General features: G+C 63.1%; 12 protein-coding genes. 5 read left to right on the top strand and 7 right to left on the bottom strand.

The window, feature by feature from the left end:
- Nucleotides 1-89: 89 nt before the first annotated feature.
- The 4 genes from glgX to glgA all read right to left on the bottom strand — a co-directional run bounded on the left by glgX (nucleotide 90) and on the right by glgA (nucleotide 5,257).
- Entirely contained in the window at nucleotides 90-2,327 is a 2,238-nt protein-coding gene (glgX, locus tag RPS27_RS27315) for a glycogen debranching protein GlgX (RefSeq protein ID WP_212066068.1), read from the bottom strand.
- Nucleotides 2,328-2,351: 24 nt separating this feature from the next.
- The gene (locus RPS27_RS27310; protein WP_211417391.1) at nucleotides 2,352-2,633 is read right to left on the bottom strand and encodes a hypothetical protein; all 282 of its coding nucleotides are present in this window, start codon (nucleotides 2,631-2,633) and stop codon (nucleotides 2,352-2,354) included.
- A gap of 67 nt (nucleotides 2,634-2,700) precedes the next feature.
- Nucleotides 2,701-3,837, bottom strand: coding sequence for a glycosyltransferase family 4 protein (locus tag RPS27_RS27305; protein WP_212066070.1), 1,137 nt, complete (start codon nucleotides 3,835-3,837; stop codon nucleotides 2,701-2,703).
- A gap of 10 nt (nucleotides 3,838-3,847) precedes the next feature.
- Nucleotides 3,848-5,257, bottom strand: a complete 1,410-nt coding sequence (gene glgA, locus RPS27_RS27300) for a glycogen synthase GlgA (protein ID WP_313754719.1) — start codon at nucleotides 5,255-5,257, stop codon at nucleotides 3,848-3,850.
- Between the two features lie 315 nt (nucleotides 5,258-5,572).
- Between glgA and treZ the strand changes: the two genes are divergently transcribed.
- The 4 genes from treZ to RPS27_RS27280 all read left to right on the top strand — a co-directional run bounded on the left by treZ (nucleotide 5,573) and on the right by RPS27_RS27280 (nucleotide 9,720).
- Nucleotides 5,573-7,399 (top strand): malto-oligosyltrehalose trehalohydrolase, encoded by a 1,827-nt coding sequence (gene treZ, locus RPS27_RS27295; RefSeq protein WP_249131653.1) that lies wholly within the window; start codon nucleotides 5,573-5,575, stop codon nucleotides 7,397-7,399.
- A gap of 64 nt (nucleotides 7,400-7,463) precedes the next feature.
- Nucleotides 7,464-8,240: a potassium channel family protein gene (locus RPS27_RS27290; protein ID WP_211417389.1), complete on the top strand. Its 777-nt coding sequence runs from the start codon at nucleotides 7,464-7,466 to the stop codon at nucleotides 8,238-8,240.
- A gap of 189 nt (nucleotides 8,241-8,429) precedes the next feature.
- On the top strand, nucleotides 8,430-8,798 hold the full coding sequence (locus tag RPS27_RS27285) for a GFA family protein (RefSeq protein ID WP_194402481.1): 369 nt from the start codon (nucleotides 8,430-8,432) through the stop codon (nucleotides 8,796-8,798).
- A 106-nt stretch (nucleotides 8,799-8,904) separates the two neighbouring features.
- Complete coding sequence (locus RPS27_RS27280; protein WP_212066074.1) at nucleotides 8,905-9,720, top strand: DUF4886 domain-containing protein; 816 nt, start codon at nucleotides 8,905-8,907, stop codon at nucleotides 9,718-9,720.
- A gap of 111 nt (nucleotides 9,721-9,831) precedes the next feature.
- Here the strand turns inward: RPS27_RS27280 and RPS27_RS27275 are convergent, their stop codons facing one another.
- The gene (locus RPS27_RS27275; protein WP_212066076.1) at nucleotides 9,832-10,611 is read right to left on the bottom strand and encodes an exodeoxyribonuclease III; all 780 of its coding nucleotides are present in this window, start codon (nucleotides 10,609-10,611) and stop codon (nucleotides 9,832-9,834) included.
- A 39-nt stretch (nucleotides 10,612-10,650) separates the two neighbouring features.
- Between RPS27_RS27275 and RPS27_RS27270 the strand changes: the two genes are divergently transcribed.
- Complete coding sequence (locus tag RPS27_RS27270; RefSeq protein ID WP_194402478.1) at nucleotides 10,651-10,872, top strand: cysteine rich repeat-containing protein; 222 nt, start codon at nucleotides 10,651-10,653, stop codon at nucleotides 10,870-10,872.
- Nucleotides 10,873-11,037: 165 nt separating this feature from the next.
- Here RPS27_RS27270 and alr read toward each other — a convergent pair whose 3' ends face one another.
- A complete protein-coding gene (gene alr, locus RPS27_RS27265; protein ID WP_409517573.1) occupies nucleotides 11,038-12,297 on the bottom strand; it encodes an alanine racemase in 1,260 nt (419 codons plus the stop codon).
- Nucleotides 12,298-12,361: 64 nt separating this feature from the next.
- Nucleotides 12,362-13,870: a replicative DNA helicase gene (locus tag RPS27_RS27260; RefSeq protein ID WP_194402477.1), complete on the bottom strand. Its 1,509-nt coding sequence runs from the start codon at nucleotides 13,868-13,870 to the stop codon at nucleotides 12,362-12,364.
- Nucleotides 13,871-14,212: the final 342 nt, after the last annotated feature.

The following is a 14,212-nucleotide window of genomic DNA, read 5'->3' as shown; positions in this document are numbered from 1 at the left end:
AGCTCCGGGAATCGGAGCAGTGTAGCTGCGCGGGCCGGCGAGAGCGATACCGGCTGCAGCCTGGGTGTGCTTCCCGCGAGGCCGGAACTCTAGCGCGGCAATGGCGCTTCCGCGACATCGAGCAGCGCGCCGAGCCCTTGCAGAAGGCGTCGCGTGGCCGCGTTCTCGGTGGCAAGACCAAATACGACAAGCGACCGTCCGGTCACGGCGTAAGCGTGTCCGAGCTCGAATGCGGGCATCTGGGCCTCAGGCTGATTGGTATCGATCAGGCCCAACCAGCTGTTTCCATCGGTGACCGTCGGTAGGGTGAAGTTCACCACGTCATAGTGGGCGTTGTAGATCAGAAGCATCGTCGCGTCCGAGCCGCGGCGCTTGATCCCGGTCTCCTGGGCGCGTCCGTCGAGCAGCATGCCGAAGCACTTGGCGTTGCCGTCCTGCCATTGCTCGCTGGTCATCTCGTCGCCGGAGGGCGACAGCCATGTGACGTCCTTGACGTCGAGCTCTTCGTTGTGCGAGCCGACCAGGAAGCGGCTGCGATAGAGGATCGGGAAGGCCTTGCGCGTGGCGATCAGTTTGCGCGCGAATTCGCGAAGGCTGCGGCCGTTTGCCGTGATACCCATCCAGTCGAGCCACGTCGTCTCGTTGTCTTGGGCATAAGCGTTGTTGTTGCCATTCTGGGTGTGCCCAAACTCGTCCCCGGCGAGCAGCATTGGCGTGCCGTGGGACAGTAGCATCGTCGCGAGCAGATTCCGCTTCTGGCGTTCGCGCAGCGTAGTGATCTCGGGATCGTCGGTCGGTCCTTCGACGCCGCAATTCCAGGAATGATTGTTGCTGTGCCCGTCGCGGTTGTCCTCTCCGTTCGCCTCGTTGTGCTTGTCGTTGTAGGAGACGAGATCGTTGAGGTTGAAGCCGTCATGCGCCGTGATGAAGTTGACGCTGGCCCAAGGCCGGCGTCCGCGCTTGTTGAAGAGATCGCCCGACCCCGACACGCGCTTGGCGAAGTCCGCGATTGATCCCTCGTCGCCCTTCCAGAAGGCGCGCGCACTATCCCTGAACTTGTCATTCCACTCGGCCCATCCGGGCGGAAATTGGCCGACCTGATAGCCGCCCGGGCCGATGTCCCATGGCTCCGCGATCAGCTTGACGCTGGACAGCACCGGATCCTGACGGCAAGCGTCGAGGAAGCCGCCGCCTTCGTCGAAGCCATAGGGTTCGCGCGCGAGGATGGTGGCGAGGTCGAAGCGGAAGCCATCGACCCGCATCTCGTTTGCCCAGTAGCGGAGGGAATCCGCAACCAGCTGCAGCACCCGCGGATGCGACAGGTTCACCGTATTTCCGGTGCCGGTATCGTTGATGTAGTAGCGCTTCTGGTCCGGCAGCAGCCGGTAATAGCTGGCATTGTCGATGCCCTTGAACGACAGCGTCGGGCCGAGCTCGTTGCCTTCGGCGGTGTGATTATAGACGACATCCAGGATGACCTCGATGCCATGGGCGTGGAACTGGTTGACCATTTCCTTGAACTCGTTCGCGAACGGCGTCTTCAGGTAACGCGGCTCCGGCGCGAAGAAGGCAATGGAATTGTAGCCCCAGTAATTGCGCAGGCCTTTGTCGACCAGATAGCTATCATCGACAAAAGCATGGATCGGCAGCAGCTCGGCGCTGGTGATCCCGAGCGAGCGTAGATAGGCGGGGATTTCCGAATGCGCGAGGCCGGAGAACGTCCCGCGGTCTGCCTCGGGCACCAGCGGATGCAGCTGCGTGAAGCCTTTGACGTGCATCTCGTAGACGATCGTCCGCTCCCACGGCACTTCGGGCTTGCGCGCCGCGCCCCAGGTGAACGCGGGGTCGATGACGCGGCACTTCTGCATGAGCGGTGCGCTGTCGCGCTTGTCAAAGGAGAGGTCCTTGTCGGCGTGGTCGAGCTGGTAGCCGAACAGCTCGGGCCCCCAGCGCAATTGTCCGACCAGCTGCTTGGCGTAGGGATCGAGCAGCAGCTTGTTGGGGTTGAAGCGATGTCCGGCGTCGGGCTCGTAGGGTCCATGAACGCGATAGCCATAGACCGTGCCGGGGCGGGCCGCCGGCAGATAGCCGTGCCAGACCTCATCGGTATATTCCGGAAGCTCGATGCGCTCGATTTCGGTTTCACCGTCGGCGTCGAACAGGCATAGCTCGACCTTGGTGGCATAGGCCGAGAACAGCGCGAAATTGACGCCGAGGCCGTCCCAGGTCGCGCCGAGCGGAAACGGCTTGCCTTCCGTGATCCGGGAACGGCGCAGGCTCGACGCCGCCCGCGTCAGGGCGTCGTCGGATTGCGTCTTTTGGTCCATGTCTGCCCCCCAATGACGATCGGGTCAGGATGTCGGCGCTGTTGCCGGTAGTTCGGTCGCGGCCTGTTCAGCAGCCGTTGCCGAGGCGATCACGGCGGCCGGCGGCACATCGGCCGGCTTGGGCAGGACGCTGGCGCGCTGCTGAGCCGCTTCCTTGCTGATCGCGGCGATGGAGTTGCCGATCCGCCCGGCGATGGCAGTCAACTCGGCATCTGACAGACCCAAGCGTTTCCTGACGAGGCGCATCTGCGCGCGGTCGGTCAGGTCGAGCTTGTTGCGAATGGGCTTCGGTGTCGAACGGCGCATGGCGGCAACTCCTGTGTGTGGTCGTAACAGTCGCCGGATGTTTCCGTTCCAGTGAATGCGAGACGCGTCAGCTTGCGGTTGTCGCTCCCATCGCCAGACTGGCGGAAGGTATCGGCATCCGGATCGCCACGTCACTTTCGGCAATTGCGAGCATGCCGAGTCCAGGCATTTGCTGAAGCGCGGGCAGGCGGCGATAAGCGGCAAGATAGTCTTTGGCCATCCGCTCGGCCGTGAAGCGTTGCTCGAACCGTTTGCGGATCGCCTGACGTTCGAGCGTGCCGACCAGTCTTGCTGCCGCAATCGCCTCTTCCGTCGTATTCACGACAAATCCGCTCACACCGTGATCGATGACTTCAGGCACAGAGCCGTGGGCAAGGGCAATCACCGGCGTGCCGCAGGCCATGGCTTCAATCATGACGAGACCGAACGGCTCCGGCCAGCAGATCGGGAACAGCAACGCGCGGGCGTTGCCGAGAAAATCGGCCTTCTGGAATTCGTTGATCTCGCCAATGAACTCGACATTCGGGTGCGCCGTGACCATCGGCGCGATGACCTGATCCCAATAGCCTTGATCGGCGGCGTCGATCTTGGCCGCCATCTTCAAGGGAACGCCAGTCCTGGCCGCGATTTCGATTGCCTTGTCGGGACCTTTCTCCGGCGAGATCCGCCCGAGGAACGCAAAATAGTCGCCGGAAGGTTCTTGCCGATAGGGCAGGATGTTCTCGGGCAGGCCGTGCAGCACGGTGCCGAGCCAGTTGACCGGCGGCATCGGATTGCGTTGCGCGTTAGAAATCGAGATCAGCGGCGGCTCGGGGAAGGCTGAGTAGAACGGCATCAGATCCGGAAGGTCGAGCCGGCCATGCAACGTCGTGAGAATTCGGTTCGCGTAGGGCCGCATCAAGGGATAGTGCAGTTGATCGGTGTGGAAATGAAGGACGTCGAATTCGTCCGCGCGTCGCGCAACACGGTCCAGCATCATGACGTGGTGGGGCGTCATGTCCTTGACGTCAGGATCGAGACGAAGGGCCATCTTCGAGCACGGCACCAACTCGGCCGACGTGATTGAATCTCCGCTTGCGAACAGCGTAACCTCGTGGCCCTGGCGCACCAGCTCTTCAGTCAGGTAAGAGACGATCCGCTCGGTGCCGCCGTACAGCCGCGGGGGACAGCTCTCGGCGAGGGGAGCAATTTGAGCGATCTTCATGGTCAGTCCCCTAGATCGATGATTTGTAGAGCGCCGCGTAGGATTTGGCCGACTGGCTCCAGCTGAAGGCCTGGGCCATGGCAGCCCTGCGCATATGATCGAGGCGATCCTTCATGCCGAAGGTCGAAAAGGCCCGGCACAGGCTCCCGAGGAAGCCGGGCGCCGATGCCCGGTCGAACAAAAATCCCGTCTCGCCGTCGACGATGGTCTCGGCGAGGCCGCCGGTGCGGTGGCCGATCGGCAGCGAGCCGAAGCGCTGGGCGTACATCTGGCTCAGTCCGCACGGTTCGAAGCGCGACGGCATCAACGTGAAGTCGCTGCCCGCGAAGATCTTCCGCGCCTCGGCGTCGTCGAAGCCGATCTTGACGGCAATCGATCGCGGCGCGCGCGCCTGCGCCTGGAGCAGGGCCTCTTCGAACCGCGGCTCGCCCTTGCCGGTGACGACGATCTGGCCCCCGGCATCGACGATCGTTTGCGCGCTTTCGATCACGAGGTCGACGCCTTTCTGATGGACCAGGCGCGCGACGAGGGCGAACAGGGGGCCGCGTGAGATTGCCAGGCCGAACTGGTCCCTGACGTCGTCGGCGTTGAGGGAACGCTCGGTCCAGTCACCGGCCCCGAATGGCTGCAACAGCGACGAGCACGTCCTCGGGTCCCAGCTCTCGTCGATGCCGTTGAGGATGCCGGACAGCTGGTTGCGATCAGCTCTTTGCTTCAGGAGCCCTTCCAGACCGCAGCCGAACTCGGCCGTCGTGATCTCCCGCGCATAGGTCTGGCTGACGGTCGTCAGGTGCGAGGCATAGACCAGACCCGCCTTGATGAAGGACAGGCGATTGTAGAATTCGACACCGTCGATGTTGAAGCTCGCCTCGGGGATCCCGAGCGGGGCCAGCGAGCTCCGATCGAAGACCCCCTGATAGGCCAGATTGTGGATCGTGAAGACGGTCGGAATGTGCGCGTAGTGCCATTCCAGATAGCCGGGGATCAGCGCGCATTGCCAGTCGTTGGCGTGAACCAGGTCGGCGGACCAGTCCTTGTCGACCAATCCTCTGGCGATCTGAGCGGCGGCATAGGAGAAAGTGGCGAACCGCACATTGTTGTCGGACCAATCCGCCCCGCGGCCGTCGGCATAGGGCGTGCCGTCCCGCTCGTACAGTTCGGGACAGCGCACGACGTAATATGTCAGGCCATCCGCGGTATGCCCGAGATCGACCTCGAAGGCGGGCAGGGCGGCGTAGGGCTGGCATCGACCCACGGTCTTGAGATCGCTCAAGCCGCGCAGAACCGCCGGATAGCCCGGGATGATGACGCGTACGTCAGCAAGGTCGCGTAAGGCGCGCGGCAGAGCCGCGGAGACGGCGGCAAGGCCGCCGACTTGAATGAAGTCTGATACTTCGGGCGTCGCGAACAGGATCCGCATTCGCTATGCCCACCGACCGGGGCAATAGTGGTCTTTGCCAACCATCTTTGAATTCCAACGACGCTTCGTCAGTGAAGCGTTGTGGCTCAAATTCTGCGGCGCAACAAAAGTTCCTAAGCTCAACGAGCGACTGAGCTTTTTTTGGCGACGGGTCCAAAAGTGTACACAAGCGGGCTGCGCTGGGGGCCGGAGGAACGAATGTCGGCAGGTCAGCTTTCTCGTCCGCAGGCATCCCTCAAGCGATCGTAACGGCGCGCGCATCGCGCTCCGCCTAAGGCATGCCAATGCGAGCATGCGGCGCGAAAGGCGAACAGATTGATTCAAAGACTGGGATTAGCAGGGCATGCCCGGCGCCGCGGCGCTGAGATCGTCGATCATGGGGTCAGCTTCAACCTGTGGGCACCGACGGCCCGATCGGTGGAGTTGCTGGAGACCGGCCGGCCGCCGCAGCGGATGTCACGCGACGACGATGGCTGGTATCAGATGCTCAATCCAACCGCGCATGCCGGCACGCGCTATCAGTTCAGGATCAACGAGGACCTGATCGTGCCGGACCCTGCCTCGTTCTTCCAGCCCGACGATGTCGGCGCGCCGAGCGAGGTGATCGATATGGCGGCGCTGCAGGATCCTATCCCTTATCCAGGCCGTCCCTGGGCGGAGGCCGTCATCTACGAGCTGCACGTCGGCACCTTCAGCGAGGAGGGGACCTATGCAGGCGTCGAGAAGCGGCTCCCGTATCTGCGCGATCTCGGCATTACCGCCATCGAGCTGATGCCGATCAACGATGTCCCCGGCCGGCACAATTGGGGCTATGACGGCGTGCTGCTGAACGCGCCCAACGCGCGCTACGGCAGGCCGCAGGATCTCAAGCGGCTGTTGCGGGCCGCACACGCCCTCGACATCATGGTTTATCTCGACGTGGTCTATAACCACTTCGGCCCGCAGCTGAATTACCTGCACGCTTACGCGGAGGACTTTTTCAACAAGCGTCACACGACCGGCTGGGGGCCTGCCGTCAATTTGGAGGGACGCGACGGCGCCTTCGTGCGCGAGTTCTTGATCGAGAATGCGCTGATGTGGCTGCGCGACTACGGCTTCGACGGTCTGCGCTTCGATGCCGTCCATGCCCTGAAAGACGATTCCGAGCGGCATTTCCTCATCGAGCTTGCCGAGACCATTCGGCACGAATTGCCGGGCCGGCGCGTGCATCTGATGCTGGAGAACGAGGCCAATCAGGCGCACCTGCTCGATCGCAGAGACGGACGGCCGAGATATTACGATGCGCAATGGGGCGACGATTTCCATAATGCGCTTCACGTCCTGCTCACGGGAGAAGACGAGGGGTATTATCGCGCGTTCGCGGACAAGCCGCTCGAACACCTTGCGCGATCGCTCACGGAAGGCTTTGCGTACCAGGGCGAGGTCTTTGCACTTCACAACGCGCCACGCGGTGAGCCGAGTGCCCATCTGCCGCCGGAAGCCACGATCTTCTTCGCGCAAAACCACGATCAGATCGGCAACCGCGCCTTGGGTGAGCGATTGTCGACATTGGTCGGCCCGGAAAAGCTGGAGCAGGCGATGGCGCTGGTCCTGCTCAATCCGCATATTCCCATGCTGTTCATGGGTGAGGAAGCGGCTGTCGAAACGCCGTTCCTGTTCTTCGCGGACTGGACCGGAGAAGCTGCCGAACTGACGCGGGAAGGGCGCCGCAAGGAGTTTTCGCACTTCAAGGCCTTCTCGACACCCGAAATGCGCGCCAGGATTCCGGACCCGTGCGACGAGAGCACCTTTCAGGCCTCGAAACTCGACTGGGCCAGCATCGAGGGTTCTCCCGCTTGCGCGCACTTTCGCGCTTTGACGACGCGATTGCTAAGGATCCGGCGCGAGAGGATCGTGCCGCTGATCGAACAAGGCTTCGTCTCGGGGCAGCGTGAATTGCTTGGCGATCATCCGCGTCAGGGCGGGCTGGACGTGCGCTGGCAGACAAAGACGCGTGAGACGTTGCAGCTTGTCGCAAACTTTGGGGATCATCCGCTGCCGATGCCGGAATTGGTGAGAGGCGAATGCCTGTGGCAGGCAGGGCCGGCGGACGAACAAATTCTCGCGCCGGGCGACATCATCGTACGACTGGGGCAGGCTTGACCGGCGTGAGCTTGCGGGGTGCGCTCCCAACTGCAATCATCCGTGCAAACCGGATAATGATGCAGTGTCCCTGAGATCCCTCAGAAGCAACGTCCGTCGCCTCTATGAGGGCGAAACGCCCAGTGGCGTGCGCTTCCGCTATGCGCTGCTCGCCTTCGATATCGTGACGGTGCTGTTCATCATCGCGACTTCGTTCCTGCCACCCAGTGAGGTCTTCGAAACGCTCGACGTCGTGTTCGGCGTGCTGCTGCTCGCCGATTTCTCGGCCCGGCTCCTCGTCAGCCGGCATCCGTTTCGAAAGTTCGGTCAGCTCGCGACCTGGGCCGACATGGTCGCGATCGTATCCTTTCTGGCGCCGCTTGCCGGCGAAGCGGCCGGCTTCCTGCGGATTTTGCGGACGCTGAGACTGCTTCGGGATTATCAGGTATTGGTGAGGCTCCGCATGGATTTCCCGTTCTTTCGTCGCAACGAGGACGTCATCTTCGCGGTGACGAACCTCGCAGTTTTCATCTTCGTCATGACGGGCGTCGTCTATGAGACCCAGAAGTTTCGCAACGGCGAGATACACAATTATGCCGATGCGCTGTATTTCACGGTCACGGCGCTGACGACGACCGGGTTCGGCGACATCACCTTGCCGGGGACGCTCGGCCGGCTCATCACCGTCGTGATCATGATCTTCGGCGTCACCCTGTTCTTCAATCTGGCACGCGCCCTCATCAGCCCCAGCAAGGTCCGATTTCCCTGTCCGGCTTGCGGGCTGCAAAGGCACGACGCCGATGCTGTGCATTGCAAGGCTTGTGGGGTCGTCCTCAATATTCCCGACGAAGGGGCAGCCTGACGCGCCTTGTGCGGTCAGGCGACGCCGCTGCAGCCGGAATTTCGGAGGCGCTAAGCCATTGATTCGACTAGAGCCGGCTACTGTGCATGGGGTTGTTTTCGCATTTATTGCCCATGCACTGCGCTGCTGACAGCATGTTGGCAGCAGGGGCAGGCTACGACCAGCTCCTGACAAAGCGGGGAGCGGATCATGCCGATCGAGGCAAGCTGTCATTGTGGTGAGACGGTGTTCGAGGTGACGGAGGCGCCATCGAACGTGACGCGCTGCACGTGTTCGCTCTGTGCCAAGCGCGGGGCGTTGTGGGCCTATTACACGCCGGCGCAGTTTCGCCTGCTGTCACCGCCGGACAATGTCGCGACCTATCTGTGGGGCAGCCGCACGGTGAAGCACCATTTCTGCGCGAGTTGCGGTTGCGGCACCTATTCGGAGTCGCCGGACTGGTCGACCGGCAAGCCCGATTTCGACAATCCCAAGGTCGCAGTGAACGCGCGTCTGTTTGACGATTTCGATCTCGACGCTGTGCCGGTGAACATGATCGACGGCAGGAATCTGTGGTGAACCAATCTGTGGTGAATCGCGGCGCATGTCCGCCGCGCGTTCGTGCTCTTGAGGCCGTTTTGAAAAGCTGATTTGGTTTCGGCCCTGGAAAAATAGGGAGGAAGCCATGATGCGTCTTTTTGCGCGAGTGATGCTCGCAATGTGTCTGGCCGTTGCAGCCGGCCTCAATGCACAGGCGCAGACCAAGCCGAAGGTCACCTCGCTCGGGCCGGACTTCCCTAAGGCCGTGCTGTTCGTCGGCAACAGCTTCTTCTACTACAACAACGGCATGCCCGGGCATCTCACCTTCATGGAGCGGGCTGCCGATCCCGCCAACAAGATGGCCTATCGCAACACCATGGCCACGATCGGCGGCTCCGGCCTCGACTGGCACGACATGGACAATCTGCTGCGGCCGGGCGGCCTCGGCGCCTATTCCTTCGACGAGCAGAACAACGTCATCTTCAACAAGCCGGGCCGGCAATACGACGCCGTCGTGATGATGGATTGCAGCCAGTGCCCGATCCATCCGCAATTGAAGGATGCCTTCGTGACGTTCGCGAAGAAGGACAGCGACATCGTTCGTACCCACGGCCTGCGGCCGGTGTTTTTTATGTCCTGGGCCTATGCGGATAAGCCCGAGATGACGGAGCAACTGGCCGAAGCCTATACTACCGCCGGTAATGCCAACGACGCGCTGGTCATTCCCGCAGGTCTTGCCTTTGCGCGCGTGCGCAAGTTGCAGCCGGAGCTCAATCTCTACGCGCCGGACAAGCGGCATCCGAGTCCGGCGGGCACGTATCTTGCGGCCTGCGTGACATTCGCTGCGGTGACGGGACGCTCTCCGGTCGGAAATTCGTACGTGATGGGGCTGGATGCGCCGACGGTCGAGCTGCTGCAAAAGGCGGCGTGGGACACGGTGCAGGACTATTACGGACGGTGATCAACGACGCGATCTTGTAGGGTGGATTAGCGCAGCGTAATCCACCACCTTGGTCACCGCGGAAAGAGAAGTGGTGGATTACGCCTTCAACTGATCCACCCTACGGCACCGTCATCGTGGCTCTTTCAACACCACCCATGCCGGCGCGTGATCGCTGGCGCCTTCCTCGCCGCGGACGTCTCTGTCGACGCCGGCCTTGACGAGCCGCGGGGCGAGGGCAGGGCTGAGCAGGAGATGATCCAGCCTGAGGCCCGCGTCGCGCGGCCAGCGGTTCCGCTTGTAGTCCCAGAACGTGTAGATGCGTTTGTCCGGATGTTGCTCGCGGATCGCATCGCACCAGCCCTGCGAGACGAGCGAGGCATAGGCCGCGCGGCTCTTTGGCTGCACCAGCGCATCCTTGTCCCATGAGCGCGTCGGATAGATGTCGATCTCCGTTGGCGCGACGTTGTAATCGCCGGCGAGCACGACGGGCAGATCCTGCTTGATGAAGCTGTTGGCGTGGCGCCTGAGGCGCGCAAACCAGTCGAGCTTGTAGTCGAATTTCGGTCCCGGCTGCGGATTGCCGTTGGGCAGATAGATGCTGGTGACGATGATGCCGCGCACGGCGGCCTCGATGTAGCGGGCTTCGTGATCGCTGGGTCTTCCAGGCAAACGGTCGCGCGTGAGAATGGGCTCGGCCTTGCGGGCGAGGATGGCGACTCCGTTCCAGGTCTTTTGTCCGCGCCACACCGCGCCATAACCAGCCCTTTCGATCGCGGTCGCCGGAAATTCGCCATCACTTGCCTTCAATTCCTGGAGGGCGACGACATCGGGCTTTGCCGCACGCAGCCATGCCAAGAAATTGGGCAGGCGGCGGTTGATGTTGTTGATGTTGAATGTCGCGATCTTCATGTAGAGCTACCGGCTCCTGCCTTCCGTCCCGGAGATACAATGTCGAAGTTGAACTTTGCCGCTATCGTCGTCGCTGTCGCGCTCTCCGGGCCCGCGTCGGCACAATCGCCCGACCCGCGCGGGGCCTGCAAGGCAGACTACGACAAATTCTGCGCCGGCATCGCGCCCGGCGGCGGCCGCATCGTCGCCTGCCTCACCGAGAAGCGCGACCAGCTCAGCGCGACCTGCAAGTCGGTGCTGGACAACAGAAAGAAGAAGTAAGTCGACACTCTCGTGTCCCGGACGCGCGTCGCGCGAGCCGGGACACGGAAGGCGGCACAGCATAATTCGGAGAGATGGGCCCCGGCGCTGCAGCGCACCGCTCCCGGACGATGCTTCGCATCGCCTAGACAGCGCTGCGCAGCGTTCGGGGCACGCGAGCGTTGCTCAGCCCGGCACCGGCGGCGGGGCCGCGGGTGGCTCGATCGGCGGCGGGGAGGGCGGCTGAACGGTCGCTTGCGCCGGCTCCGGCTTTGCCAGCGGCTCCTCCACATCGCCGCCCTTGTAGATGCGGGCATAGCGGTGGCCGAGGCTGGTCAGCACCTCATAGCCGATGGTGCCGAAATGATGTGCGAGCTCGTCGACGGTGATGCCCTCGCCGAGCAGCGTCACCATGTGGCCACGCCGCGCCGCGTTCGGCGGCAGATCGGTGATGTCGATCGCGATGAGGTCCATTGAAATACGTCCGGCTACCGGGCAGCGCTTGCCGGCGACGATGACTTCGGCGCCGCGGGTGCCGTCATTGGAGCTGGCGGCGCGGAAATAGCCGTCGGCATAACCGACTGCGATGATCGCGAGCTTCGTCGGCCGCCGCGCGGTCCAGGTGCCGCCATAGCCGACGCTCTCGCCGCGCTCGATGGTGCGGGTCTGCACGATGCGCGCCTTGAGGTCGACCACCTGCTGCATCGGATTGTCGGCCTCCGGTGTCGGGTTGACGCCGTAGAGGGCCGCGCCCGGCCGCACCAGGTCGAACTGGAACGGTGCGCCAAGGAAGATGCCGGAGGAATTGGCGAGCGCTGCCGGCACGCCGGAGAATTCGCTGGCGATGCTGCGGAAGGCGGCGAGCTGCCTGGCGTTGACAGGGCTGTTCAGCTGCTCGGCCGAGACCAGATGGCTCATCACCAGCGTGATGCCGTGATCGCCGGCGTTGATGCGGGGGATGATGGCCTGCGCCTCCTGGAGCGTCAGCCCGAGCCGGTTCATGCCGGTGTCGATGTGGATGGCGGCGCCGCCGTTCCACCCCGTCCGGCGGCAGAACACGTCCCATTCGGCAAGCTCGTTGAGATCGCCGATCACTGGGCGGCAATTGATCTTGGCGTAGTGCTCGCCGGTGTTCTGGAAATAGCCGCCGAGCACGTAAATCGTGGGCTCCGGGACGGCCGCGCGCACCTTGCTCGCTTCCTCGATGGTGGCGACGAAGAAGGTCTTGCAGCCGGCCTTGCTCAGCGCACGCGCGACCTCGGCAGCGCCGCAGCCATAGGCGTCGGCCTTGATCACCGCCGAGCATTCGGCGGGCACCGCCGTCTTCTCGAGCTTGCGCCAATTGGCGATGACGGCGTCGAGATCGACGGTCAGCACGCCGCCATAGGAGGCGAGCGCGGCGGCCTGATTGGCCTCCGCGGAGAGAAGGCCGGATTGCGGGTTCATTTTCGGGTCGGACGCCATTGTCATGGCGCCGTTTTACGCAAGAGGAAGTTGCTGTTCAAGGAACTCAGTAGTCGTTGCCGCTACGAACCGGCAGCTGACTGTCAGGCGCGAGGTCGCCGAACCGCGTGACCGAGGCTTCGAAAGCCAGATCGACGGTGCCGGTCGGGCCGTGGCGCTGCTTGCCGATGATGACTTCGGCCTTGCCGTGCGCAAGACTCATGTCGAGCTGCCACTTCTCGTGTTCAGGCGTGCCCGGGCGGGGCTCCTTCATCGCGAGGTAATATTCCTCGCGGTAAACGAACAGCACGACGTCGGCGTCCTGCTCGATTGATCCGGATTCACGCAAGTCGGAGAGCTGCGGCCGCTTGTCGTCGCGCGATTCCACCTGACGCGAGAGCTGCGACAGCGCGATCACGGGAACGTTGAGCTCTTTGGCCAGCGCCTTCAGGCTGGTCGTGATCTCCGTGATTTCCTGCACGCGATTGTCGCTCCGCTTGCCGGAGCCCGAGAGCAGCTGGATGTAGTCGATGACGAGCAGGTCGAGGCCCTTCTGGCGCTTCAGCCGGCGCGCCCGCGCCATCAGCTGGGCGATCGACAGGCCGCCGGTGGCGTCCACGTAGAAGGGCAGCGACTGCAGCTCGATCGAGACCTCCCGGATCTTGTCGAAATCGGCTTCCGAGATGCCGCCGCGGCGGATGTGGGAGGAGGGGACGCCGGTGCGCTCGGCCACGATACGCGTGGCGAGCTGGTCGGCCGACATTTCGCAGGAGAAGAACCCGATCACGCCGCCATTGGCGGCCTTCGTGGTCCCGTCGGCCTGGAGCTCCGGAACGTAGGCTCGTGCGACGTTGTAGGCGATGTTGGTCGCAAGAGAGGTCTTGCCCATGCCGGGACGGCCTGCCACGATGATGAGGTCGGAGTGCTGCAGGCCGCCCATCTTGGTGTCGAGGTCGCGCATGCCCGTCGAGATGCCGGACAGCTTGCCGTCGCGCTGGAACGCCTTGGCCGCGAGATCCACCGCGACCGCCAGTGCCTGCGAGAATTTCTGGAAGCCGCCGTCATAGCGGCCGGATTCGGCGAGCTCGTAAAGCTTGCGCTCGGCGTCCTCGATCTGCGCCCGCGGCTGGAAGTCGACCGGCGCGTCATAGGCGACATTGACCATGTCCTCGCCGATGCCGATCAGGTCGCGCCGTAGTGACAGGTCGTAGACGGTGCGGCCGTAATCCTGGGCATTGATGATGGTGGTCGCTTCGGCGGCAAGCCGCGCAAGATATTGCCCGATGGTCATGCCGCCGACATCGGTGTCGGCGGGCAGGAACGTCTTCAGCGTGACGGGCGTCGCGATCTTGCCCATCCGGATCAGGCTGCCGGCAGTCTCGAAGATGGTCTGGTGCAGCGGCTCGAAGAAATGCTTCGCCTCCAGGAAGTCGGAGACGCGATAGAAGGCGTCGTTGTTGACCAGGATCGCGCCCAGAAGGCTCTGTTCCGCCTCGATATTATGCGGAGCGCTCCGATAGGCGGGCGTTCCGGCGTCGGGCGCGAGTTTGAGAACGTTCGAATCAGTCAGGGCCATGGTCGGACGTACTTAGCAATTTTCTTGGGCGGATGCGGGGCCGGGATAAAGCGCCGCCGCAGGTCAAAGCGAAAGCGAAAGCTGACCGCTATCAACCGCTCAGTGAAAATGGTGGATGATTAGCAGTCGCAGCACGCGCCGCGCTTGACGGATTTTTGCGGAACCTGCTCCGGCGCCGGAAACGGCCGCGACCGTGCCATGGAAAAATCCGGAAACCATGAACTTTATGGGTTTGCGCGCAGACGTATCAAGAAGCGCGCGAAAATGGGCGCACGGCGACCCGCTTTCGGCGCGGCTTCAGACCAGCAGGAGGTAGACCAGCGCAACCAGAGCCGCCCCGAC

The sequence above is a fragment of the Bradyrhizobium sp. WYCCWR 12699 genome, from assembly GCF_032144035.1.
In the GTDB taxonomy this organism is placed as follows: domain Bacteria; phylum Pseudomonadota; class Alphaproteobacteria; order Rhizobiales; family Xanthobacteraceae; genus Bradyrhizobium.
This window is presented reverse-complemented; position numbering and strand designations above follow the sequence as displayed.

What these genes read in the sequence shown, in the direction of transcription:
- RPS27_RS27275 (WP_212066076.1), bottom strand. Translation starts at nt 10,611, where the DNA reads ATGAAGATCGCGACATTCAACATCAACAACATCAACCGCCGCCTGCCC.
- RPS27_RS27285 (WP_194402481.1), top strand. Translation starts at nt 8,430, where the DNA reads ATGCCGATCGAGGCAAGCTGTCATTGTGGTGAGACGGTGTTCGAGGTG.
- glgA (WP_313754719.1), bottom strand. Translation starts at nt 5,257, where the DNA reads ATGCGGATCCTGTTCGCGACGCCCGAAGTATCAGACTTCATTCAAGTC.
- RPS27_RS27270 (WP_194402478.1), top strand. Translation starts at nt 10,651, where the DNA reads ATGTCGAAGTTGAACTTTGCCGCTATCGTCGTCGCTGTCGCGCTCTCC.
- RPS27_RS27260 (WP_194402477.1), bottom strand. Translation starts at nt 13,870, where the DNA reads ATGGCCCTGACTGATTCGAACGTTCTCAAACTCGCGCCCGACGCCGGA.
- RPS27_RS27305 (WP_212066070.1), bottom strand. Translation starts at nt 3,837, where the DNA reads ATGAAGATCGCTCAAATTGCTCCCCTCGCCGAGAGCTGTCCCCCGCGG.
- RPS27_RS27280 (WP_212066074.1), top strand. Translation starts at nt 8,905, where the DNA reads ATGATGCGTCTTTTTGCGCGAGTGATGCTCGCAATGTGTCTGGCCGTT.
- glgX (WP_212066068.1), bottom strand. Translation starts at nt 2,327, where the DNA reads ATGGACCAAAAGACGCAATCCGACGACGCCCTGACGCGGGCGGCGTCG.
- RPS27_RS27310 (WP_211417391.1), bottom strand. Translation starts at nt 2,633, where the DNA reads ATGCGCCGTTCGACACCGAAGCCCATTCGCAACAAGCTCGACCTGACC.
- alr (WP_409517573.1), bottom strand. Translation starts at nt 12,297, where the DNA reads ATGAACCCGCAATCCGGCCTTCTCTCCGCGGAGGCCAATCAGGCCGCC.